Here is a 25,688-nt window from a genome sequence, read left to right as displayed (position 1 = left end):
GATTCAATATTATTTTATTTTACAAGTTTTCTTTAATCTGATATCGCTTGATGATGCGCCAATCATAAACTCAAAGACTCCTTTTTCAAAATGCCATTCGCTACACTCTTCATCCCAAAACATTAATTGCTTAACGGGTACTTCAAAACTTATGCTTTTCGTTTCGCCAATTGCCAAGGATGTTCTTTTAAAACCAACCAGTTGTTTTAATGGTCTCTGTACCGAAGACTTCACATCTTTCACATACAATTGAACCACTTCATCTCCTTTGTAGTCTCCTTTATTTTTGATCTTTGCAGAAATGGTAACACTTTCCTGATTTTTAGCAATTTTCATATCACTGTATCCAAAAGAAGTATAGCTTAAGCCATATCCGAAAGCATAAAGTGGCTCACCTTCGAAATACTGATAGGTTCTCCCTTTCGTAACTTCATAATCATTCATTGGAGGCAAATCTTTCTCCGATTTATAAAAAGTAAAGGGCAATCTACCTGCAGGATTATAATCACCAAACAGTACATCAGCAATAGCAGTACCTCCACTTTCACCAGGATACCAAGCCTCTACAATAGCAGGAACTGTTGCATCCATCCAATTAACAGATAATGAACTTCCGGCGACAAGCACCACAATTACATTCTTATTTTCAGCGTAAATATCTTTTAAGTAAGAAACTTGATCTTCGGGTAAACCCAATTCTACTCTATCTTTCCCTTCTTTTTCGATGGTTTTATTAATTCCCATTACTGCAATCACGTAATCGCTTGTTCTGACTGCAATTCTATCCTCCTCATATAAATCGGTTGAACCTCCTGGAACTTTCCAAAGTAATTGACAAATAGCATCGCCACCATTATCGAAATACTCCAGCTTGATACTATATTTCTTACCTGCTTCCATTTCAATATCTACTTGGTCGGTCGTTTTTCCTCGATTGTGCCATTCATCAACCACCAATTCATCATTCAACCACAAGCGCACTCCATCATCGGAATTCACGCCAATTTTATAAGCACCAGAAATATTAGGAGCGATATAACCTGTCCATCTCATAGATTTATGTCGGTAGTTGCTATATGAATCGGGTGGCTGATTTACTGGGTCAAAATTAACGACCTTATCCGTTCTGGTTCTCGGTGTTCCTGTCAAAAATTTATCGTCATAATATTCAGCAAACAAACCTTTTTCATCGTTCTTATCGTTACGCAAGTATTCCGATTCCAATAAGTTCAAGTTTCTAGCTGCCGTTTTCCATTTTACGTATTGAACTTCTATTTGATCACCTACTTTATTTTGAATTCCTTTAAGAGGAGATATGGGAGAGATAACAGGTAATCCGCTATAATCGCCAAAAACGACTTGGTTGGCATTGAAACCAACTACAGCTATTTTCTTAATTCCCTTTACATCCAAAGGCAATATATTCTCTTTATTTTTAAGTAATACGATTGATTGACGAGCAGTTTCCAAGGCAAGATCCTGATGTTTTTGTGAACCAATTACATCAGGAGAAATTTTTGAATACGGATTACCTTCTACTGGATCGAATATTCCTAATTTGAATCGAGCTTCCAAAACTCTACGGGCTGATTGATTAATTAATTCTTCCGTAATTAGACCTTTCTCAAGTGCAGGAATAAGATATTTTCTATAGATATTATCACCACATTCAAGATCTAAACCTGCTTCAATTGCAGCTTTAGCTGCCAAGGTATCATTACTAACAAAATGATGTGATTTTTTTAAATAAGTGGGTGCACCACAATCGCTCACCACATAACCTGTAAATCCCCATTCGTCTCTCAAAACATCGTTTAGCAACCAATTATTTGCAGTACATGGAATTCCATTTATAGCATTGTAAGCACTCATAATCGACTGTGCTTTTCCTTCCATAATACATGCCTTAAAAGCAGGCAAATAATATTCACGCAAAGCTCTTTCTGAAATTTCAGCATTGCAAGCAAATCGGTTTTCCTCTTCGTTGTTAGCTACAAAATGTTTGGGTGTAGATACTACTTTCAGATATTTTTCGTCATTACCTTGCAATCCTTTTACAAAAGAAACCCCTATTCTACTGGTTAAAAATGGATCTTCACCATAAGTTTCAGGCGTACGTCCCCAGCGTGGATCTCTTGCCATATTAATTGTTGGCGACCACATGGTTAATAAATCACTATACGGATTCAATTGATCTTTTCCCTGATTGTAGAAATTCCATTTGGCTCTAGCTTCATCGGAAATTGCAGTAGCCACATCATAAATAAGATTCGGATTCCATGTTGCAGAAAGCGCAATTGCCTGTGGGAATACGGTAAAACGACCGCCTTTAACCACGCCATGCAAGCCTTCATTTCCATGATAATATTTAGCAACACCCAAGCGTGAAATTTCTTCAGAAGTAGATACCAGCAAAGAAACTTTTTCTTCCATACTTAAACGATTCAATAAATCATCAACACGTTCCTGTAATGGTAAATTTGAATTATTAAAGGGATAATTTGTTTGACTAATTCCACAAAATGGGATTAAACCAAATATCAGAATAAATAACAGCTTCCGTTTCATTGATTGGCTTTTAAATTTTAAAATATAAGTAGCCTTGAAGCTACTCTTTAGTTTCTTTTCGGCACCCCAATAGTCCCGACTTATTTTATGATCTCAACATTGGTTAGTTTTACGACGACGGGATTAGGCCATACTTTATCGTTATACAAACGCTGTGCTCTGGAGATTGAAATCTCCAACAAATCTTTGTGCTGAATAAACCTTGATTCCGGAATATTCTCTGGCCAATACTCAACCACCAAATCATTTTGACCCAATACCGAAATTTCTGTTTTATCGGTTGCTTTAAGATTTTTCATCAGAAAATTTCTCCTTCTTCCTTTGAACCATTCTGTTTGACCAGTAATAAAAGCATACACCGTATTTTCCTTTTCATTCTGGGTGAACCATAAATAACCATCTTTAATGATTCCTGGCAAAGGTCGTATGTTCTTAATGCCTTCTTCATTCACAAACATCCAAAGACCTAATTCCCGCAATCTCTCTTCTTGTTCAATGGCAATTTCACCATTAGGCTTAGGTCCAATATTCATTAAAAAGTTACCACCCTTGGCTCTTATCTCGATTAATTTTTCGATCACCTCAGTTCCACTTTTATAGTTTTCATTGGTTGGTTTGTACTGCCACTGAGTTCCCATAGTCATACAGGTTTCCCAAGGTCCTTTCATAGATCCACCAGGGATTGATTGCTCAGGCGTTTTCATCTCACCTCTTGTAACAATAACATTGGGGTATTTATCATGAACATAGTTCACCAAAGGCTTGGATTTAAAAGCATCAAAAAATATCATATCAATGGAACCATAATTCGATAGTAACTCATCAACTTGCGATTTGTCATAAGCTAACAATTCAGGATTATCAGTAACCTGACTTCCAAAACGTTTGCGGGAAATTAACTTACCTTGGCTATGTAACACACTAAAGTCCTCAGGCGAAAAATACACCCCTACTTTTAATCCATATTTTCGTAAGGACTTAAAAAGCATGGCGGTAATATCCTTTCCGTAAGGCGTGTTCATTATATTAAATTCAGTAGTCTTCGTATCCCACATGCAAAATCCACTGTGATGCTTCGTAGTAAACACCACATACTCAGCACCTGCTACCTTGAATAATCGAGCCCATTCATCCGAATCAAATTTATCAGGATAAAAAGTCTTTGGAAGCTCATTCATGTACTTATCTATATAATCCTCGGAAGCTCCCACCAAAGTGTGACTAATCACACTCCCCAGTTGCGAATCCATGCTCCAATGAACAAAAATCCCTAAGCCCATATCCATGAACTCTTCTTCGAGAACTGGTTTATTTTTAAGCTGTGCGGAGACTGAAAAGCAGCTTAGTAGCAGAAATAGTACAGAATAGAGTAATTTATGAATCATGACTTTCTATTTTTCATTTACAACAATCAATAACAACTACTTACAATTAGAATCAGCAATAAAAACAAATGATTTCATAGATCTTTTCATTTTTATTGCTGATTAAATAGGCAGGAAAATTCGCTGCCGACTTTTTTATTTTGTTTCTGAATAAGGACGAGACTCTTTGCTTGCACCCCATTCTTTATTAGGAATATTTCCCATTTCAAAATCAAGAACTCCACCTTTCATCATATCGAAATGATTCAAGAAGTTTTGATCTGTTTCAACACCATTTACTTTCAAAGACTGAATGTAATTTCCACCTGTAGAAGCTCCATCCGCATTAATTTCTAACATCTTTCCATTCTCGAGATGAATTTTGATGTGATCGAAATGAGGGCCCGAAATAACGTATTCAGGAACAGAAGGACAAACAGGATAAAATCCCATAGCCGCAAAAGCATACCAAGCCGACATCTGACCGGCATCATCGTTACCACTTAAACCACCCGGCCCCGTAATGTATTCTGTTTCCATAATTTGACTTACCAAAGCCTGTGTTTTCCATGGCTCTCCGCTGTAATTGTAAAGAAAAGGAATTTGGTGCCCTGGTTCGTTACCATGCCAATACTGCCCTTTTGCATGAAAACGATCTAAATTAGCCGTAAAGCCATCTTGACCACCCATTAAGTCCATCAATCCAGCTATATCGTGAGGAACATACCATGTATATTGATAAGGCGTTCCTTCTGTGATGTAAGGCATACGAATAAACTTATCGAATTCCTTGGTGAAAGTTCCATCGATGTATCGACCACGCACGCACGAATCGGCTGCACTGTATACATTTCGATAATTCTGCGCTCGTTTCTTCAAAATCTCTGCATTCTTCACATCACCGCGCTTCGTAGCAACTTGACTCAGTGAAAAATCATCGAAAGAATATTCTAAAGTTCGTGAAACCTGTTCTTCATCGTGATAGGATTCTTTTACCTCATCCTCCAAAGGAATGTATCCATATTTAAGATAAGATTTCAAGCCACGACGTCCTTTTCCCTCCTTGTATTCTTCGAAAGTATCAGGCGATTTAAAGGCATTTTGTAACAGGTAAGCATATTGTTTATCTGAAATATCGATAACGCCTTTACTGTAAGCATCAGCAATAGCAGCAATGGAGTGATCACCAATCATTGCAGATGTATAGCTGTTCCAGCAGGGAAAAATAGGCAACCAACCGCCTTGTTCTGCTTTCAAGAAAAGACTATTCATCATATCAGCACTCACTTTTGGCATCAAGAAATTGAACAAAGGAAGAGATGCTCGATAAGTATCCCACATCGAGAAATCGACGTAATAATCACGATCGCCACTATTCATCAGCTCATTTCCACCACCGAAACTCACGTATGAACCATCAACATCGTTAAAAGTTCTCGGTTGCAAAGAACTATGATACAGGGCAGTATAAAACTTCACTTTATCATCTTCGACTTCACCCTCTACTTCAACTTTCGACAAAAGGTTTTCCCAAGTAGTTTGTAATTCAGTTTTTGCTAAATCGAAATCAAGTTCACTAGTTTCAGCATCTAAATTTTTTCTTGCTTGCTCTATACTGGTAAAGGAAGTCCCTACCGAAGCCAAAACTTCTTCGTTTTCATGAACAAGGAAAGATACATAAGCACCTAGATTTTCTAAATCGGCTACCTGGCGATCTCCTTCATTAATTTTGTTACCCTGATAAACGCCATAGGTTTCAATATCTTTTTGAAAACGAACCACAAAGTAGCCACTAAAACCAGCTTCTTCTCCCCAACCCTGATAAATTCGGTGAACAGGATTGTAACCTACAATCTCATTTGTTTCAGGTAGTATTTTAATAAAACCACGTCCTTCGTCGCTGTTTGGATTCACAACAATATGTGCTTCACCTTCTTTTTCGAAAGTAAATTTGAACAAGCCAGATCTCTTAGTAGCCGTCATTTCTACATCAATATCATAATCATCTAAACGAACTTGATACAAGTAAGGACTCGCCATTTCTTTATCGTGAGAGAAAGAGGAACCACGAAGATTAGGCAAACATTTTAGAGCACCAGAAATAGGCATAATTGTCATACTTCCATATTCCTGAACACAGGATCCACTCAACCAATGGCTTCCACGAAAACCCTGAATAATAGAATCTGTATAATAATATGGCGATTGACATTTTGTTTCTCCATCCTTTGTTTGGGGTGTCCAATTGGTCATTCCAAAAGGAACTGTAACACAAGGAACTACCTGCGAATTATTTTCGGTTCCCACACTATGTTTTAGTGTACTTTCGGATGTAAATGGCGCTGTTCCAATTAATGGATTGACATATTTTACGTATTCAACATTCTTTTTTTCCGTTTGACATCCCAAAAGAAGCAAACCGATTAAACTAATTGTTGTAAATCTAGTGAATGGTAATTTCATAGAAAATCTCATTTTTCTTACTGATTTAATGATTTAAGAGTCTCGCCAATACTATCGAGCATTTCAAAAGAGGGAAAACCATTATTTGGGCGACGAATTTCAGGAGAATACCAATTATCCCATTTCTGACTCTGATCGCCTTCGTAACAATTCTTATATACTAATCTTAATTTTTCTCTGGCTGTTTCCAAAAGCAATTCTGCCTTAACCACCGACTGTTTATCTCCTGTTTGTTCAAACTTTCTTTTTAGCAAAGCCATTTCGTGAAGTGTACTTTCAAAAGAAATTAAATTGGAATACAAATGAACCGGAAGAAGAATATAGGAATAGTAAAAGCCCTTATTCTTTACATTCAACTTCTGACCTTTCTCGGCTTCGTCAATTGCTTTTTGAAAGTTCTCTGTTTCCAATCTCAAGTTCTCAATATCATTATCTACTCTCTCGAAAGAATTAGGAACAGCATCCTTGCCAGGAAGTTCAATTGGTGAATTTGAAAGGTATGAAATTGCTTCGTTAACTTCCCATAAATGTTGTACATATCCATTACGTCCCACCTGAACTTCGTGAAGTATTTTCATTGATTCAACAGCCAATTTAGCTGCAGCCTTACTAAAATATCTTTCACACCAAGTTCGGTAAAAATCTTCACCATTAAAATTCTCCGGCTGATTACATACTTGGCTATAAGCTTCTAAATTAAACAAAAAAGGTCTGAAATTTTGTCCGTTTACCTGACAATATTTATCAGCACCATAATCGCGAAACATTTTTTTCATGATGGTATCCACCTTCATTGGATACGGGTTATGCACCGTATGATTTTTCCAAAAACCAGCATGCATATAGGTTCCAAAATCGTATCCTTTGGTGCTTTTAGGCAAGTAATCAAAATCTCCAAAACCATCATCGCACCATACTGCGATCCAATCTTTGGGAGGATTAAAACCTTCATTAAACATTTCCATTCCATCGTGATAACAGAAGGCAATTTTAGTGGATTCAGGCTTGTAATGATCAATCAATTTTCCCAAAACTGCGTAAATCTCATTAAAAACCTCAACTTTATCTTCGCCACAAGCGCTGATGTATTCCCAATCCCAAACCTGATGTCTTGGGCGTAATGAAAAGATATCTGCCTTAGCTATAGGCGTATTTTCAAAATAATATTTCCAGCCTTTTATCCATTTATCCTTATAGGTCGTCCAACAATATGATTCTTCAACTGGCAAAGGATGCAATTGATAGCCTAGGGATAAATCAATTTGAACATCCATTCCTTTTAGATGAGCATAATCAATCATTTTGTCAAGATATGCCTCATCAATCTGATAATCGGATTTCAGTTTTTTATATTCTGGTCGAATAAAAAATTCTGGACGACCTAACATATCAAAAAACTGAATAGCATTGTAACGAATTCGGACCAATGAATTAATCATCTCGGTATAAGACTCCCAATCGTATTCGAGTAATTTGCCTCGATAGTTGGCCAATTCATCAACATCGTTTTCGAAGTAACACATAATTGGCACCAAGGGAGGCGCAATCGTTTTCTCCTCAAAATTAAAGAAATCGAAATTCATCTTTTTCTCCGGTACTTTTCCAGTCCAATATTCGAAAGGATCAATGTCTAAAATTTGATGTGAATAATCGTAAATAGCATATTGCAGACCTTGCACATCAGAGCCAGCAATCACAATTTGATTTCGATTTTTTCGTCCTTTTACTTTTGCCCAAATTCCTCCACGAGCACCTGGCTGATTTTCCGACAAACAAATCTTTTTCGATTTAGCTAATTTGAAAATCTTTGTATTAGAAGTTATGGTCCCCAACAAAAAAAGTGTTCCATCAGTTGGTAATTTTTTTGATTCTGTAATCACAAGAATTTCATCCTCGACCAATTTCGACAAATCTTTTTGCAGATCGACAATAGTACTCTTTTCAACCTGAGTAGCCATCTTTCCTTGTACCAAATAAATCTTGGTCGCAGAATATACCTGTGTATTAATTAAAAATAGAGACAACATCAAAACCAATGTTCTCGGTATTATATTTCCTGATTTAAAAATCATACTTCACTTTCTTTTCTATATTACATCTCATTATTCACCAAAAATTTCAAACGCCATTTTCTCGAAGTTATCCTTGTTCGTGTGAACCATGCATATCTAAATATTACCTGTTTCAAAAATATTACATTGGAGAACTTTAGTTATGGATTTTTACACCATTTGCATGGATAATACAAATTAGTTTTCTCCTTACTATAACTGGTGCACCAATAAAAACTACAACTAATAAAAAGCATTATTCGTTGTTCTATCTCTGTAAAAATTGATCAACTTGAGAACCAATAGAAGTACCGATACTGAATTCCATATTCAATACCAGTACTACTTTATATGTTCTATCAACAAACAAGCTTATTAGTAAGAACGAATTTCGAAACTATCGTTCAAATGAATATCTTCAGATGAACTTCCAATCATCACCTTAAATTTTCCGGGCTCAACGGTCCAGTTCATATTTATATCTAATAATTCCAAATCTTCAGGATGCAAAGTAAATCTCACTTCTTTTGTTTCGCCAGGCAATAAATGTACCCGTTCGAAACCTCTTAGTTGAGATTCATACGTGGTAACACTACTCACCTCATCTTTTAAGTATAGTTGAACAACCTCATCACCTGCTCGTTTTCCCGTATTGGTCACCGAAAATGTGACTGAAATATCTGCCTGAGGATAAGCATTTTTAGGACTCACATTTAAATTACTATACTCGAAAGAGGTATAACTTAAACCATACCCAAAAGGATAAAGAGAACCCAAAACACGAGTTTTACCATAACCATTCCCTGGAATTTCCACTTGTCCAGCCTGAGAGGCTACTTTATGAGGGAAATTTAATGGAATTTGCCCTACTGACTTTGGAAAGGTCACCGATAGTTTTCCACCCGGATTGTAATCCCCAAAAAGAGTTTTAGCAATCACATCTCCCGAAGAAGCACTTGGAAACCACGCCTCCAAAATGGCAGGAATGTATTTATCTTCCCAATTAATGGTCAAAGCTCTTCCGTTTATCAACACTAAAACGATTGGTTTTCCTGTGGCATAAAGTGCTTTCACAAATTGCAATTGTCTGCCCGGTAATTCTAAGTTTGTACGCGTTTTACTCTCGCCAACTCGACTCTCGTTCTCACCCATAACGGCAATTACAACATCTGATTGTTTGGCTTGCTCAACAGCAGCATCGATTCCAGCTTGCTCTTCGGCCGACAAAGGGACTTCCATCAACTCGCTCTCTGGCCAGCTTTCGTCAATCACTTCGCAACCTTTCACATATTTCACGTTCAGTTTTTCAGCCCCATAATTTTTAATTCCCTCTAAAACAGAAACCACTTCGTTAAAAGAAGGACCATATCGACTATATGCATAATTGGTTTCAGCAGCCATAGGACCCGTCACCAATACATTTTGTATTTTTTTAATATCTAAAGGCAATAGCTCATTTTCATTTTTCAACAAAACCATCGATTCTTTGGTGATTTGTCTTGAGAAAGCTTCATCTTCTTCTGTATGAACCACTTTATCAGCTAATTCACAATCTTCGACAAAAGGTTGATCGAACAATCCCAATCGGAACTTTACGGATAACACATCAGCTACACGAGAATCGATAGTTTTCATTGAGATTTTACCTTCTTTTATGATTTCGCGCAAAGGCTCAATAAAAGATTCTGGCGTTCTGAAACGAGTACGAACATTCAATCCTGCCTCAACAACCTGACGAACGGTCTCTTTATAATCTGCAGTAACATGATGTTTTTCATTCAAATATTCCACAGCATCACTATCTGATACCACGTAACCATCAAAACCGTACTCTTGTCTCAAAAGTTCGGTTAGAAAATAATGACTACCAGTAATTGGCACACCATCATAATCGTTATAACTACTCATAACACCCATCGGTTTAGCCTCTTTTATCACCTTTTTAAAAGGGTAAAGAAACATTTGGTGCATTTCCCTAGGTGCCACATGTGGATCGGTTCTTGCTTCACCATCGCGACCTCCTTTAGGAATACTATAAACGGCAAAATGTTTAATGGTCGAAGCAACACCTTCAGATTGAATCCCTTTGGTCATTTCTGTTCCTAACTCTCCAATTAAAAATGGATCTTCACTATAACATTCCACTACTCGTCCCCAACGAGGATCACGCGCCACATCAAGTATGGGTGCATATACATTAGTATAACCTAATGCTTTTGCTTCTCGACCTACAATTTTACCTGCTTGATAAACCAAATCTTTATTCCAAGTAGAACCAATTCCGATTGGAGCTGGAAGAGGTGTCGCTTTTTTGTGACACAATCCATGAACACCCTCATTCGAAAAATCGACAGGAATTCCCATTCGTGTTTCTTCAATAAACCACTTTTGAATTAAATTAATCGCCTTCGCATGATTACTGTACGGATAAGCATATTCGGTATAAGTATAGGGTCTGTTTGCAATGGTATTTAAATGCTCATCGATATTGGCAATTCCATCTTTCCACACACGACTTTTCCAACCTTCATTTGGCAATTCATCTTTTAAAACTCTTGAAAAACCATAAAGTGTTGCCATCTGACAGGTTTTTTCCTCCATTGTCATTTGCGAAAGAAGATCTGCTACACGATCATCAATCGTATTTTCAGGATCTTCAAAAACATCTTTGATTCCATTCTTATTAAAATCGATCCAACCTTTTTTATAAATGTTTCGCTTGTCTTTTTTTATCCCCGCAGAGGTTAAAAATAGTAGACACAAAACAGAAAAAAACAACTTATATATTCTCATTATATTCCAATTTATAGATTCAATATCTGCAAGTACATTTTACCATCTAATGCTTTATACAAAGGATGACTAAACGATCAGGGAAACTTCTATTTCCTATCAAAAACGAAAATAGAAATTTGATTAATTTCCAATATGGACTTTTGTCCCACAAGCATGGATAAATTCCCCAATGTGTTATTAAAAGCAAAAACACAATATTTAAGCCTTTACAACTAGATGCTTTCCTCCTATTTATCAAATATTTTAAATTCATTTGTCAAATGAATATTTTCCGATGAACTTCCAATCATCACCTTAAAAGTACCTGGTTCTACGGTCCAATTCATATTTATATCCAACAGTTCCAAATCATCTGGATGCAAAACAAAATCTACAGTTTTTGTTTCACCCGTCAATAAATGAACACGCTCAAATCCGCGTAGTTGCGACTCATAAGTCGTCACACTACTTACCTCATCACTAACATACAACTGAACCACTTCATCGCCTTCGCGATCTCCTGTGTTTTTAACAGCAAAAGATACATGAATGTCGCCTCTTGAGTGAGTTTCCTCAGGAGTTACTTGTAGATTACTGTATTCGAAAGAGGTGTAACTCAAACCATATCCGAAAGGATACAAAGAACCCAAAACACGCGTATTTCCGTAGCCATTCGGCCCTTCGCCTGGCTGACTAGCCTGTGAACCTGGTTTGCAAGGAAAATTATATGGAATTTGGCCTACCGTTTTAGGAAAAGTTACTGACAGTTTACCTCCCGGGTTGTAATCACCAAAAAGTGTTTCGGCAATTGCATCTCCAACAGAAGGACCAGGAAACCAAGCTTCCAAAATTGCAGGAATATACCTATTCTCCCAATTAATTGTGAGTGGATGACCATTTACAAGTACTAATACGACAGGTTTTCCAGTAGCGTACAAAGCCTGAATCAATTGAAATTGTCTACCTGGTAATCCAAGAGAGGTTCTCGAACGAGACTCTCCCACTCTTTTCTCATCTTCTCCAAGTACGGCAATAATAACATCCGACTCCTTAGCTTTTTGTACTGCTGCATCTATTCCCGATTGTTCTAAATCAGAAAGCGGTGTTGGAATAATTTCACTTCCTGGCCAATCTGGATCAATTACATCACAACCTTTTTCGTATTCTACATTTAACTTTTCACCACCATATTTTTTAATGCCTTGATAAATGGAAATCGCCGTATTTTTCGACGGACCATATCGACTGTATGTATAACGTACTTCATTGGCCAAAGGACCAACAACAAGTACATTTTTCAGTTTATTGATTTTGAGAGGAAGTAGTTTATTTTCGTTCTTTAACAGAACCAAAGATTCTTTACTAATTTGCTTGGAAAAAGCCTCGTCCTCATCGGTGTGTACCAATTTATCTGTCTCTTCTGGATTTTTAACGAAAGGTTGATCGAACAAACCAACTTTAAATTTTACCGATAAAACATCCGCAACACGCGAGTCAATGGTTTTCATAGAAATCTTACCTTCCTGAATTAATTCACGCAAGGGTTCCAAATAAGATTCTGGTGTTTTAAAATTCGTACGCACATTCAATCCAGCTTCAACAACTTGTCGTACCGATTCCTTATAATCTTCGGCCACATGATGTTTGGAAGATAGAAACTTAACCGCGTCACTATCAGACACTACATATCCCTTAAATCCGAATTTCTCTCGTAACAATTCGGTTAAAAAATAATGACTTCCAGTAATTGGCACACCATCATAATCGTTATAACTACTCATTATTCCAAGAGGTGACGCTTGTTCAATAACTTTTTTAAATGGATACAAATAAAGCTGATGCATTTCGCGCGGCGCCACATGTGGATCGGTACGAGCATTTCCCTCCCGACCTCCTTTCGGAACACTATATACAGCATAATGCTTTAAAGTTGAAGCAACACCTTGCGATTGAATTCCCAATGTCATTTGTGTTCCTAATTCTGAAATTAGAAAAGGATCTTCGCTAAAGCACTCCAATATCCTTCCCCATCGCTGATCTCGGGCTACATCGAGTATTGGCGCATAAACATTAGTATATCCCAAAGCTTTGGCTTCACGTCCAATAATTTCACCTGCATGACGTACAAGCTCTTTATTCCAAGTACAACCGATACCAATTGGAGCTGGCAAAGGTGTTGCCCTATCGTGACACAATCCGTGTGTTCCTTCATTGGTAAAATCTACAGGAATACCCAAACGAGTTTCTTCGATAAACCATTTTTGAATGGTATTGATTGCCTCGGCGTGCTTGCTATGAGGAAAAGAATATTGTGTTTCTGATTTTGGACGAAAAGCAATGGTATTTAGATGTTCATCGATATTAGCAATACCATCTTTCCATGCACTATTTTTCCATTCTGGGGTAGGCAATTCATCCTTCAGAATTCTAGAATAGCCATATAAGGTCACCATTTGACAGGTTTTCTCTTCCATGGTCATTTGCGACAAAAGATCTTGTACTCGGGCATCATTTGCCTGAGTTGGATCTTCAAAAACATCTTTGAATCCATTTTTATTAAAATCAATCCATCCCTTCTTGTAAATATTTTGTTTGTCCTTTTTGATTCCTGCAGAGCTTAAAAAAAGCAGGCACAAAACAGAAAAAAGCAACTTATATAATCTTATCATGATACAATTTATACGTTTACAATTCTTTTTTCTTTCCCTCTAAATCAGAACTAAGCTTCACCTCTTTTGTTTCCTTCAAAACAACTTGTTTGTGTTTTACTGCAGGCAGTTTAACTTGATCCATTTCAATATCTTCCACCTGATCGAAAACAAATGCAGGTCGATAATCTTCATTTTCTAATTTCAGGTTCACGTTCTTCACCGTAATTCCTTTCACATGGCGCACATAAAAAGCCCAGGCAGGTAATTCACCAAACATGGTAAATTCTGGATAACTTTTTATTCTTTCAGGAACCATATTTAATCGACTAAGAGGTACATAAGCCATTCCTTTTGAAGATCTGCCTGGATAGGTGATTTCTATATTCTCAATCATAACATCTTCGACTAAATGTCCAGGAATCCCAGAAATGGAAGAAGGAAGTGGATTGTGAAAGAAATTCACAGCTGGTCCACGCATGTCATAAGCTAGATCAGGAATTCCAAATGGTACCTGCACTTTAATATCGTGAATGTAAATATTCTTTATCCTTCCAGGTTTTTTACCATCACGATGACCTAATCGGATAAAAATGGCATTTCCTGTATTCTCTGCCACAATATTGGAAACCTCTATATTCTCAATAACTCCTCCATCTACCGATTCAATAGCAATTGCAGAACGAAAAGTATCATAAATATTGATATTTTTAATGCTAACATTTTTAAAACCGCCATAAGAAGCTGTACCGAATTTAATCGCACTAGCACTACTTCGAATGGTACAATTTGCAATGTAAATTGAGTCATTACAATATCCTGGATAGTATGATTTTAAGCAAATTCCATCATCAGCCGAATCGACATCACAATTGGTAATTCTCACATTTGTACAATCGGTAATATCCATTCCATCATTGTTCCAATAGGCTCTATTCACCACTTTTAAACTGTCGAGAGTCAAATTTTTGCACAACTCGAATGAAAGTCCCCAACAGGATGCATTCCAAAGATTTAGATTTAAAATATTCACATTATTACATTGTGAAAAGCGAAATAATTTAGGTCGAGCGGTTTCGTGTGGCCGATTTCTGCGTGTACTGTACTTCGGATCAACTAATTCTCCTGCATGATACAAACTATCAATTGTTAAAGCCAAAGCTCTGCCTTGTCCATCAATCTTTCCTTCGCCTGAAATTGTAAAATCATTTGCTTTATGAGCCACCAAAAATGCCATCTGAGAGTTATCATCTCTACTCGGTAATTTTGGTCTCCCAGGCATATCAACCTGTGGATAATCCAATGGATTAATACTCCCCAATAATATGGCATCCTTTTCCAAATACAAATTCACATTCGATTTCATCAACAAACTACCAGACAAATATTCTCCAGTAGGAAAAACAATAGTTCCTCCACCTCTTTTATTCACCTTATTTATTAAGGTTTGGATTGCTAATGTATTTATGGTTATTCCATCATTTACAGAACCAAACTCAGTAACTACATATTTTTTGTGCTTTGATTTAGCCGATGCATCAAATCCTGAGACAAAACACAAAGCAATAATATTAAACAAACAAAATGTTCTTGCTAATCTATAGTTCAATCTATTCTTCATCGTTTCGTTGTTAATTCAATCTCCACTTCGTAGTTGGAGTTTCAATAAGTTCATTAGTGTTATGAAAAGTAATAAGTCTTTGTTAATATGTAATTACACAATATTCCCGATACTAAATTTAGAGACTCAGCTTAGCACTAGTTTAAAATAAAAAGCGGGCAGGCCTTTATTGCCTGCCCGCTTGAAAGATTACTAATAAATCTAACTTAAATTTATTTTAATACCCTGTATTCTGTACTAATGAACCATTACTAAGCTCCATTTCGTCCGCAGGAATAGGACGTACCAAGTGAGTAGCATCATCAAAAGTTCCATGATTAATTACATGAGGATTATAAAGGTTAATTCTTTCCTCTAATTTACCAGTTCTTTTTAGGATATTCCAACGATTTGATTCACCTGCTAATTCCAAAGCACGCTCATTTAAAATATCATCAATATCTAAACTAGTATAATAGTTAGCAACACCTGTTGCACGCTCACGAACCAGATTGATATACTTTAGAGCTTCGCTTATGTTACCCGCTTCTAAATATGCCTCAGCAGCAATTAGGTATGTTTCAGCTACACGAAATACGTAAGTATCTCTTTCACCACCATCAGTACCAAGGGAATTTACATCATTAAATTTCTTGAAAATAGGAAAATTAGTTTTCTCAAAATTATTTGTATATTGATAAATAGCGCCATCTACATTTTCAGTAACAGCATCATAAGTGTACTGACCTGGTTGATATACGTAGTATCTATTTAATTTATCATTCAAATCAGCAGTCTCTAAGCTATTTTTAGGATAATAAATTATTGTATCACCAATACTAATAGGATCAATTCCGTTATCAGAAGTATAAGAAGTTTCTTCGGTAGCGAATAATACACGGAAAAAAGTTGCATCATCTCTAGTATCGTTATCATCGAACAAAGCATAAAAGAAGTCGGTAGGCATAATTTCTTTACCAGTAAGAGATTCTCCATAAGTACTTGTTGTTCTTTCAATACCAACATAGTTGAAAACCTGATTCATAAAAAGACCTTGTTTGTCATTATCATGATCATCAGACTCACCACCACTACTATACTGAATTGAGAATAAAATCTCGTCATTTTCCTGATTACCGTAGTCAAACACTTCAGCATAAGATTGGCTTCTGATATCGTAAGAATCAATAGCAGAAACAGCAAGTGCTGCAGCAGTTGTAAAATCAGTTGAATTTCCAAAAGATTTATAACCACGAGTAACATAAACATCAGCTAATACATGCTGAGCTGCTCTTTTTGAGAATCGTCCAAAATCAGGATTTGATTCAAGATCAGGAATAGCATCCTCTAAATCCTTAATAATTTGAGTAAAAACTTCCTCTTCAGTAGAACGAGTATAGGAAAAATCGATACTATTTATCTCGTCTAAAGTCAAAACGACACCGCCAAATTGTTGCACTAAATTGTAGTAAGCTAATCCTCTCAAACCTTTAGCTTGAGCAATACCAGACGCTTTTGACTCTAAATTAGATTCACTCCAATTGATTTCGTTTTCGTAACGATTAATCACTGTATTTGCCTTACTAATTACTGAGTAGTTATTATCCCAAATATCTTCTATTCCATCTGAGGATGAATTCAAATTATAATACTCATTTAATGCATTATAGTTATACAACGCATTTTGTGAAGTAAAGATATCTGTTCCAAAAAACATTGACTCATAGTCTTTATAAACCTCACGTTCTGCCTCATAAACTCCAACAACTAATTCATCAGCAGTACTTTCGGTAATATAACTTTCCGAAGTTATTTCGGATGGATTTTCTTCCTCCAAATAACTTTCACACGAGTTAAATCCAATTAAAAGACTTAACAGTGAACTCGTATATAAAATTTTATTTACTATTTTCATATGTTCAAAATTTTTAAAACTCTAAAGCTTAATCGATAAAAGATTCAATTACATCTCCTCCTCATTCGCTTAGCTATACCTGTTTTATTGTTTTAATTTTATCAGTTATGTCTTACAAATTAAATTTAAGTCCGAATAATACAGTACGTACAGAATAAGCCATTCCATAAGAATTTTGCAAACCTGTTTCAGGATCTGGACCTTTGTAATCGGTAAATGTAAATGGGTTCTGAAGGTCAAGAGATACTCTACAATTTGAGATGTGAAGTTTATCCAATAAAGCTTTTGGAACTTTGTAACCAAAACCAATGTTACCCACTTTCACAAACGACATATCTTCATAATACCACTCTGAAGCTGTACCATCAGATAAAGCAGCACCTGGCATTGCGTTATTAGAATCCTGATTATTTGGAGTCCAATAGTCCATATCAAGATGGTTAAATGCCACATCTCCATTTTGAGTTGAAAAATTCTGATAAAACTCTGAACTACCCAAAACGCCTTGACGAGTGTATATCATTACCGAACAATCGAAATTTTTATATTTGAATTTATTCGTCATTCCACCAGTCCAATCTGGAGAGTTAGAACCAATCACTACCTTATCTTCATCAGCAGTAATTTGACCATCATTGTTCTGATCAACAAATTTATTCATACCTGGAACTTGTCCAAAAGTAGCAGCCTCAGCAGCTTCATCCATTTGCCAAATACCTGCTCTCTCATAATCGTACATTGCATCAATAGCTTCACCTACCTGAAGCACACCATGATCTCCGTACACCTCTTTATCAACATTACCCGTTAGAGCAAGCACCTCATTTTTATTCTTTGCGAAGTTGATGCTGGTTTCCCATTTAAAATTATCAGTTTTAATATTTACGGTATTCAACACTAATTCAATCCCTTTATTTCTAACAGAACCATAGTTTCCTTCGGCAGAAGAAAAACCAGTTACAGCCATTAGTGTTTTTCCTAAAATAGCATCAACTGTTTTTTTGTTATAGTATTCAGCTTCCATTCTTACTCTTCCACCAAACAATCCAATATTTACACCAAAATTGTATTCTTTAGATCTTTCCCAACCTAAATCAGCATTCGACAAATCATCAATGACTTTTGCAGCTGCAGAATTGTCACCAAACAGATAGCTATCATCAGTTAAATATGCCTGAGATGCATAACGACTAACTGTAGCATCGTTACCTGATTCACCGTAACTCAAACGAACCTTTAAGTTCGACACCCAATCAACATCGGCCATGAAATTTTCCTCGCTCATTCTCCATGCGAAAGCTGCAGAAGGGAAAAATGCCCATTTGTTTCCATCAGCTAATTTGGAAGAACCATCATATCGACCTGTAAAGGTGAATAGGTATTTCTCATTAACATTATAATTAATACGAGTTGCAAAAGAAGACAATGTTTCTTTTGAAAAGTATGTGTCATAAGTTTTCACATCATCGCCACCACCCGTATTATAGAAAGAGTAAGAATCAGAATCGATATTACGAACCTGAAGAGCTGTACCTTCTTCTTGTTGATAATAAATAGACGAGATTAAAGTTGCTTTTAAGTTGTGACCTTCGGCAACTTGAAAATCGAAGTTTGCAATATTATCCCACGCATAAGAATTGCTATAATCCGTATCGTAGTAAGCACGTGTACGAGATTGATCATTACGAGCTGTTTTTGTTAACAAACCTCTATACTCTCCGCTTCTCCCAGTAATGAATTCTGGAGCAAAATTAGATTTAAAATTAAACCACTTATTAGGTTTGTATTCTAAAAATGCATTGGCAATAATATTATACTTGCGTGTATTTGTTTCCCATGAACCATTCGACTCATAAATAGGATTTATAAAACGAACATCCTGTGCATCAGGAATTAATTTAATTGAACCATCTTCATTGTAAGGATTTACTGTTGGAGCCAAACGAAGAGAACTTCGAAACAACTCCTTACTTCCTTCTTCACGTTCTGAATAAGCAAAATAAGTACGAATACCAGCAGTAAATTCATCATTAATTTTCTTCGTCAACGAAGAGCTAATATTGTAACGTTCGTAACCTTCGATTCCCATTAAACCTTCATCTTTGGTATAAGCAACAGAGGCGTTGTAAACCAATCCATCGCTACCACCAGAAACTCCAATAGTATGACTTGTTTGTATACCTGTATTTCTTAAAAGATCAGCCCAATCGGTATAATTTCTATTAGCGATATTATTTCTTTCATTCTCATCAAAGAATTGTGTATCCGTATCAATAACAGTTGCGTTATAATCAGCAACAGTAGCACTACCATCAGCCCATTGACTAACCCATTGCTCACCTTTTAAATAATCAGAAACATATTCAACATACTTATCACCTGACATAAAATCAGGTTTATTCACAGCACTGTTTACACCAAAACTACCTGCATAGGTAATTTTCATTTTACCACTAACACCCGATTTAGTTGTAATAATAATAACACCATTGGCTCCACGAGAACCATAAATTGCAGTTGCAGAAGCATCTTTCAACACATCCATCTTTTCAATATCCGAAGGATTAATGACACCTATATCACTCATGAAGATTCCATCTACTACAAATAAAGGTTTCGATAAATCATCATCCAAGTTGTCGTCAACACCATCTCTACTGATATTGTTATTTTTAATTACGGTATTACCACGAATCCGAATAGAAAGTGGAGCACCAGGTTTAGAACTTAATTTACGAACATCAACCCCTGCTATTTGCCCTTGAACAGCCTGACCAACATCAGTCTTGCTCGTCTCGGTTAATTTTTCCGAATCAAGAGAAGATACAGAACCTGTTAAATCACTTTTTTTAACTGAACCGTAACCAATTGCCACAACTTCATTCAATCCAATTGCTGAAATAGCTAATTGTACGTTATAAGGGGTCGTTCTCCCATCTAATAAGATCTCCTGAGTTTTGAATCCTACAAAAGAAAAGACCAAAGTACCAGCTCCATCATTAACAGCAAATGAAAATTTACCATCAAGATCAGTTGATGTACCCATTGTTGTACCTTTTAAAATAACAGATACACCAGGTATTGTTATGTTTTGGTCATCTACAACGACACCGGAAACTTCAAAGGTTTGCGCCCACGTGTGAGATGATAAGCCTAATAGTAAGGCTAGCATTAATAATTTAAATTTCTTCATAGATTTATAGGTTTATTAAATAATCTTGACGCAAACGTACTTCGAAATCGTTTTCGCCCAATGGACAATTCTCTCAAAAGCATGGACATTTTAATCACAACACCAAACCTATTGAATTTACAGCACATACAGAATAATTAATTCTTTCTGCACACTTAAATCTAGGTTTAGTAAAGGACTTCGCATCAAAATACACCAAAACAATTTCAACTTTTAAAGTGAAATTTTAATAATAAATAATCATTTTTTTATCTTTTAAATCATGATATCAATCTAATTAAAAACCTAAAAAATGATATTCCCATAACTTAAGAGAACACAAAGCTTCTTGAACCTCTAGATATAAAGAACAGGTTTAAAATAGAGGTTGAGATTCCAAAATAATTAAAGGAAACTAAATTCTGTCCTTAAAACGCCTAACGTCTTTTTTACAGAAATAGAGAAAATAAGACATCTATTACTCGCAATTCCATTAGAGATAAAGCCTTATTATTTCATAAAGAAACAAAGTCGATTTATAAACTTCTTGTGCAACCTAACGAACAAGTCCATTCTCAATTTTTTGTAGCCCTTTTATTAAAAAGTAAAACGGCACTAGAAGCATTATTGTTTTCATGATTATGAAAAAATCTACTTCTCCATAAGCCATTCCTAAAACTAGCGATATAGGGAAAAGAAACAATTGCAAAGAAGCAAAGACCTTCAATTCCTCTATGCCTACTACTATTTGCTTGGACAGCTTAATTCTTAATCGAATAAACAGATAAACATGTATGATTAATGCTAATATTAGCATAGCAATAAAAACAGTTCCCATTTCTTCTAACAAATTATCTTCAGCTCTTTTCCTACTAGCTATTAACAGAAAAAAGTAAATGGGGATTAAACTTGCAATCAACCAGCCCATTATTCGGCTTAAACCATTTTTATGTAACACCTTAGAGAAATACCTCTTTAATCCCAAAAACACCCTAATAAGGGTCGTTCCACTCAAAAAAATTGCAGGTGTATAATAATTGGAATCTTTATAACCAGTAAGTTCTAAAACGCAAATCAAGATACTAAATCCAGCAAAAATCCATGATTCTATAACACTATTAGATATACGAGAATAGGTCTTTGTACTAACTTTTATATTTCTAGGCATAGAAGGGATAGGCATAAAAAAGCTTTTAAATTCAGGAATCAACTCAGCTTTTTCGCAATCTTTCATGCCATCGCAGCAAAGCAATGTCTCTTTTTCGATTTTACCTTTTAATTCATCCGCAAAGTATGGGCCTTTTTTATCTCCATTCTCGACATAGTACCATTGTTTCTTCATTTCAATATCTATTATATTTTAATATGAATACTCATTTATGACATTATAGCTGGTAGTTGTAATCTGTATTTTAGCGTCTATTCTATTCGAAAGAGAATAATGAGAACTTTGGAAACTCATAGTAACTTTTTTGCGACAGTTAGAAAAGAAAACATACTTCCTAAAAACTAAATTTTCGTTCATCTATAAACTTGATGTTCTTCTTTACTACAATTATCACCTACTTCACGCCTATTAATTAGTTTAAGGCTCCATATACCTTAATTACAATTCTGTCAAAAATAACACCACCTGATAACATATAATCAACAGTTGCCTTTGCTCTTCGTTAATAAAAAAAACAAGTGTATCAGATCCTAAACAAATACAGATTTAAAATCATAGGAATACTGTCATATTATTTTTTAACATCTGTTAATGCAGGCTTATTTTAAAGGTTTCGAAAGTACAAAAATATATTTCGGAATGATGTTTTAATATCATATAAAAATCACGTATCAGCAACATCAATTATATTGACACATAACAACTTGAGACATCTAAACTTTATGTTTAGCTTAAAATCTATTTCTAAAAACAAGATCAGTTATTATCTGGGAGATATCGTTAATATTGGACAAAAAAAAACCGCACATTATATGTGCGGCTCTAATTTTTTAATATGAACGGATTCTACATTTCCAATACCGTTACTTCTGTTCGGCGATTAGCTTGATGATCTGTTTCACTACATTCCACACCATATGAACATTGGTTAATCAGCTTGGTTTCACCATAACCTTTGGCAACAATTCTATCAGGAGAAATACCCCTTGAAAGAATAAAATTTGCTGCAGATTCTGCTCTGCGTTCTGATAATGCCATATTGTAAGAATCACTACCACGAGAATCGGTATGTGAACTTATTTCAATTTTTAAACTTGGATTAGCATTCATAATAAGAACTAACTTATCAAGTTCAACGGCAGCATCTTCTCGTATATTAGCTTTATCTAAATCATATAAAATATTTTTTAAAATAAAAGTTTTCCCAACCTCTAAGCGATCGATTTTTTTACAAACGTAGATATTGTTACCTGATAATTTTAAAGTACTTATTTGCTCGTACTTCGACATCAGACCTTTTTTTCTAAATTCTAAATTATATTCGGTTTCACGCTTTAACTGACAAGTAAATTTCCCCAAAGAATCACTTAATAAATTAAACACTTCTTTGGTTTGTTTATCTTGAACTGCGATGGTCATCTGACTAATAGGCTTTTCATCCTCACTAAAAATAACCAAACCATCTAAATGTAAAATATTATCAGGAGTCTGGTAAACAAAAACATTCGATTCCGTTTCATCCTGAAAATCGGAAGCTGTCAGAACAACATCTCCATTTTCAAATTCTTTTTTTACCGATCTAAGTTGATAGTTTTTAACTTCTGGTATCAAAAATCGAAATTTGCCATCTTTCCCTGTTGAAAATTCATCAATAAGATCACCTTTTTCATTTAATAAAGACACTCGAGTATAACCCAATATTTCCTTCGTTTCAGAATTTAAAACCTGACCTTTAAGCAATTTTGATAAAATAGAGAAGTGATAAATATTGTCGAAACTTTCACCTTGCAATCGATTAGAAGCAAAATACCCTTGATCATTTTTCAAGATCAAACCAAAATCATCTTTAGAGGTATTAATAGGATATCCTAAATTAACAGGCTTAGATTCAATATTGTTTAAATCAACAAAAAATAGATCTAAACCACCAAGTCCAGCATGTCCGTTAGATGCGAAATACAATTTACTATCTTCAGTTACAAAAGGGAACATCTCATTTTCCGGAGTATTTACTTTGGCTCCTAAATTAACTGGATTACTCCACCCTGAACCTTTTTTATGGGAAACATAGATATCTGTTCCTCCATATCCTCCAGGACGATCAGAAATAAAATACAACTCTTTTTCATCTTTTGAAAGACTTGGATGCCCCGTAGAATACCCTTCCATATTAAATTTAAGTAATACCGGATCGGTCCAATCATTTCCTTTCTTTTTAGAATGATAGAGTTTAATATTTATAACACCATCCTCATTTGCTTTCGTTCTATTTGTTTCAGAAAGATAATTACGAGTCAGAAACATTTCGTCTCCTTTAGCATTAAAACATACGGGACCATCATGATAGTTTGTACCTAGTTTTTTTGAAAATAAAGATGCATTTTCGACATCTCCATTCTCTTTAATTGTAGCTCGATACATTCTAAGGTAATTTTGATTATTCCATTTGTAGTTTCTTTTAATCACAGAATGTTTTTCTCTTGCAGATGAAAAAACAAGTTGATTTTTATAAAAGCTTACGCCAAAATCAGATGCTTTAGAATTGGCTTTAATTGGTTCAATTTTGTATCGAAGGGAATCCTTCATTAAATCTGATATATAATCCAATTCAATTTTTTCCCCTTTATCTATCGAACCACTTTCAAGATACTTATCCATCCATACTTTAGCTTTAGCATATTTTTTATTGCTCTGTAAAGCCTTCGCATAATAAAAAAGATCATCATTTTCGGCAACCGAAGACCCTACTACACGGCCATACCACAATTCCGATTTCTCTGAATTGTTCGTTAAGCGATAAGATGTTGCCAGCTGTTTAGCCACATCTTCATTTAAACTATCCTTCTGCCAAAGTATTTCATATAAATCAATGGCTTCTTCATAGTAAAAAGAATCAAAATACTTATTAGCTCTTTCCATCATTTGTGCATTCACCGAAAAGCTCATTAATAAAACTCCGATGAATAGTATTGTACCTGCTATTTTTTTCATAATTTTTATTCAATAGGATTAAAAATACCTTGGAGTCATCACTTTCTTTTTGTTGAATTGGAAATCATAAGCGATCATGATTTCATGTGTTCCCTGATTGTATTTTCTCAGTTCCGATTCGGTCATATCATATGAATACCCAACTCGTAATTGATCTGTTAGCTGATAGTGAATTAAAAAACTCATGGAATCCTCAATTCGATAAGCTGCTCCTAACCAAAGCATATCATCCAATATAAAATTGGCCGATAAGTCAATTGAAACTGGAGCATTCCATACTACTTTTGCTAGAATAGATGGTTTCACCTTTAAATATTCATTAATATCAAACAAAGCTCCCGTAGTCAAAAAATAATGACGCTCCTTATAACCATAACTTGAGGTATTGAAACCATCATTTTCGTAATTATTTTTCAACAATCGAGGGACTGCTAATCCAAGATAAAAGCGATCGGTGTAATAATACAATCCCAAGCCAAAATTCAATATAAAATCCTCCGAAAAATCTGATGAAAAAGCATCATCATTTTGCTGATTAAGCGACAGGCTCATCAGATTGATTTGAATCATATCGAATCCTCCTTTAATTCCAAAAGCCAATTTTGCCCTATTGCTCACCTTTAAATGGTAAGCAAAGTCAGCATAAAAACTATTCTGCTTTACAGGACCTAATTCGTCATTAATATACGACAATCCAAGACCAACATTATATCTTGAAATAGGCGCACTTACCGTTAAAGTTCTCGATTTTGGAGCTCCATCGAAACCAACCCACTGCTCGCGGGCTAGAAACATTGCACTTAGCATATTGGTGCTTCCGGCATAAGCCGGATTCACCGTTAATGGATTGTGCATATATTGCGTGTACATAGGGTCCTGTTGGGCTTTTAAAGTCGTTCCAAAAGGAAGTATCAACAGCAATAAAGCTGCACATTTCAGAATTTGTATATTTGTTCTATTCATCTTCTTTTAA

General features: G+C 35.4%; 12 protein-coding genes. All 12 read right to left on the bottom strand.

Annotation, left to right across the window (positions count from 1 at the left end):
- Nucleotides 1-9: 9 nt before the first annotated feature.
- Nucleotides 10-2,568, bottom strand: a complete 2,559-nt coding sequence (locus tag EMN46_RS09655) for a glycoside hydrolase family 3 protein (protein WP_154200602.1) — start codon at nt 2,566-2,568, stop codon at nt 10-12.
- 80 nt (nt 2,569-2,648) lie between these two features.
- On the bottom strand, nt 2,649-3,953 hold the full coding sequence (locus EMN46_RS09650; RefSeq protein ID WP_154200601.1) for an alpha-L-fucosidase: 1,305 nt from the start codon (nt 3,951-3,953) through the stop codon (nt 2,649-2,651).
- A gap of 135 nt (nt 3,954-4,088) precedes the next feature.
- Nucleotides 4,089-6,395: a GH92 family glycosyl hydrolase gene (locus tag EMN46_RS09645; protein WP_154200600.1), complete on the bottom strand. Its 2,307-nt coding sequence runs from the start codon at nt 6,393-6,395 to the stop codon at nt 4,089-4,091.
- A gap of 17 nt (nt 6,396-6,412) precedes the next feature.
- Nucleotides 6,413-8,467 carry a glycosyl hydrolase 115 family protein gene (locus tag EMN46_RS09640; RefSeq protein ID WP_154200599.1) on the bottom strand — a complete coding sequence of 685 codons (2,055 nt, stop codon included), beginning with the start codon at nt 8,465-8,467 and terminating at the stop codon, nt 6,413-6,415.
- 354 nt (nt 8,468-8,821) lie between these two features.
- On the bottom strand, nt 8,822-11,239 hold the full coding sequence (locus EMN46_RS09635; RefSeq protein WP_154200598.1) for a glycoside hydrolase family 3 N-terminal domain-containing protein: 2,418 nt from the start codon (nt 11,237-11,239) through the stop codon (nt 8,822-8,824).
- 230 nt (nt 11,240-11,469) lie between these two features.
- Complete coding sequence (locus EMN46_RS09630) at nt 11,470-13,890, bottom strand: glycoside hydrolase family 3 N-terminal domain-containing protein (RefSeq protein ID WP_154200597.1); 2,421 nt, start codon at nt 13,888-13,890, stop codon at nt 11,470-11,472.
- A 16-nt stretch (nt 13,891-13,906) separates the two neighbouring features.
- The gene (locus EMN46_RS09625; RefSeq protein ID WP_154200596.1) at nt 13,907-15,490 is read right to left on the bottom strand and encodes a glycoside hydrolase family 28 protein; all 1,584 of its coding nucleotides are present in this window, start codon (nt 15,488-15,490) and stop codon (nt 13,907-13,909) included.
- Between the two features lie 217 nt (nt 15,491-15,707).
- Entirely contained in the window at nt 15,708-17,384 is a 1,677-nt protein-coding gene (locus EMN46_RS09620) for a RagB/SusD family nutrient uptake outer membrane protein (RefSeq protein WP_154200595.1), read from the bottom strand.
- A 112-nt stretch (nt 17,385-17,496) separates the two neighbouring features.
- A complete protein-coding gene (locus tag EMN46_RS09615; protein WP_154200594.1) occupies nt 17,497-20,577 on the bottom strand; it encodes a TonB-dependent receptor in 3,081 nt (1,026 codons plus the stop codon).
- A 535-nt stretch (nt 20,578-21,112) separates the two neighbouring features.
- The gene (locus EMN46_RS09610; RefSeq protein WP_154200593.1) at nt 21,113-21,898 is read right to left on the bottom strand and encodes a DUF4339 domain-containing protein; all 786 of its coding nucleotides are present in this window, start codon (nt 21,896-21,898) and stop codon (nt 21,113-21,115) included.
- A gap of 672 nt (nt 21,899-22,570) precedes the next feature.
- Nucleotides 22,571-24,715 carry an OmpA family protein gene (locus EMN46_RS09605; protein WP_154200592.1) on the bottom strand — a complete coding sequence of 715 codons (2,145 nt, stop codon included), beginning with the start codon at nt 24,713-24,715 and terminating at the stop codon, nt 22,571-22,573.
- An 18-nt stretch (nt 24,716-24,733) separates the two neighbouring features.
- The gene (locus EMN46_RS09600; RefSeq protein WP_154200591.1) at nt 24,734-25,678 is read right to left on the bottom strand and encodes a type IX secretion system membrane protein PorP/SprF; all 945 of its coding nucleotides are present in this window, start codon (nt 25,676-25,678) and stop codon (nt 24,734-24,736) included.
- Between the last annotated feature and the right edge of the window lie 10 nt (nt 25,679-25,688).

It is taken from the genome of Ancylomarina sp. 16SWW S1-10-2 (genome assembly GCF_009669305.1).
Lineage (GTDB): Bacteria > Bacteroidota > Bacteroidia > Bacteroidales > Marinifilaceae > Ancylomarina.
Note: the sequence above shows the minus strand (reverse complement) of the source record. Positions and strands in the feature narration are given on the sequence as shown.

Excerpts from the sequence above, each read along its gene's own strand:
- EMN46_RS09655 (WP_154200602.1), bottom strand. The coding sequence starts at position 2,568 with ATGAAACGGAAGCTGTTATTTATTCTGATATTTGGTTTAATCCCATTT.
- EMN46_RS09650 (WP_154200601.1), bottom strand. The coding sequence starts at position 3,953 with ATGATTCATAAATTACTCTATTCTGTACTATTTCTGCTACTAAGCTGC.
- EMN46_RS09645 (WP_154200600.1), bottom strand. The coding sequence starts at position 6,395 with ATGAAATTACCATTCACTAGATTTACAACAATTAGTTTAATCGGTTTG.
- EMN46_RS09640 (WP_154200599.1), bottom strand. The coding sequence starts at position 8,467 with ATGATTTTTAAATCAGGAAATATAATACCGAGAACATTGGTTTTGATG.
- EMN46_RS09635 (WP_154200598.1), bottom strand. The coding sequence starts at position 11,239 with ATGAGAATATATAAGTTGTTTTTTTCTGTTTTGTGTCTACTATTTTTA.
- EMN46_RS09630 (WP_154200597.1), bottom strand. The coding sequence starts at position 13,890 with ATGATAAGATTATATAAGTTGCTTTTTTCTGTTTTGTGCCTGCTTTTT.
- EMN46_RS09625 (WP_154200596.1), bottom strand. The coding sequence starts at position 15,490 with ATGAAGAATAGATTGAACTATAGATTAGCAAGAACATTTTGTTTGTTT.
- EMN46_RS09620 (WP_154200595.1), bottom strand. The coding sequence starts at position 17,384 with ATGAAAATAGTAAATAAAATTTTATATACGAGTTCACTGTTAAGTCTT.
- EMN46_RS09615 (WP_154200594.1), bottom strand. The coding sequence starts at position 20,577 with ATGAAGAAATTTAAATTATTAATGCTAGCCTTACTATTAGGCTTATCA.
- EMN46_RS09610 (WP_154200593.1), bottom strand. The coding sequence starts at position 21,898 with ATGAAGAAACAATGGTACTATGTCGAGAATGGAGATAAAAAAGGCCCA.
- EMN46_RS09605 (WP_154200592.1), bottom strand. The coding sequence starts at position 24,715 with ATGAAAAAAATAGCAGGTACAATACTATTCATCGGAGTTTTATTAATG.
- EMN46_RS09600 (WP_154200591.1), bottom strand. The coding sequence starts at position 25,678 with ATGAATAGAACAAATATACAAATTCTGAAATGTGCAGCTTTATTGCTG.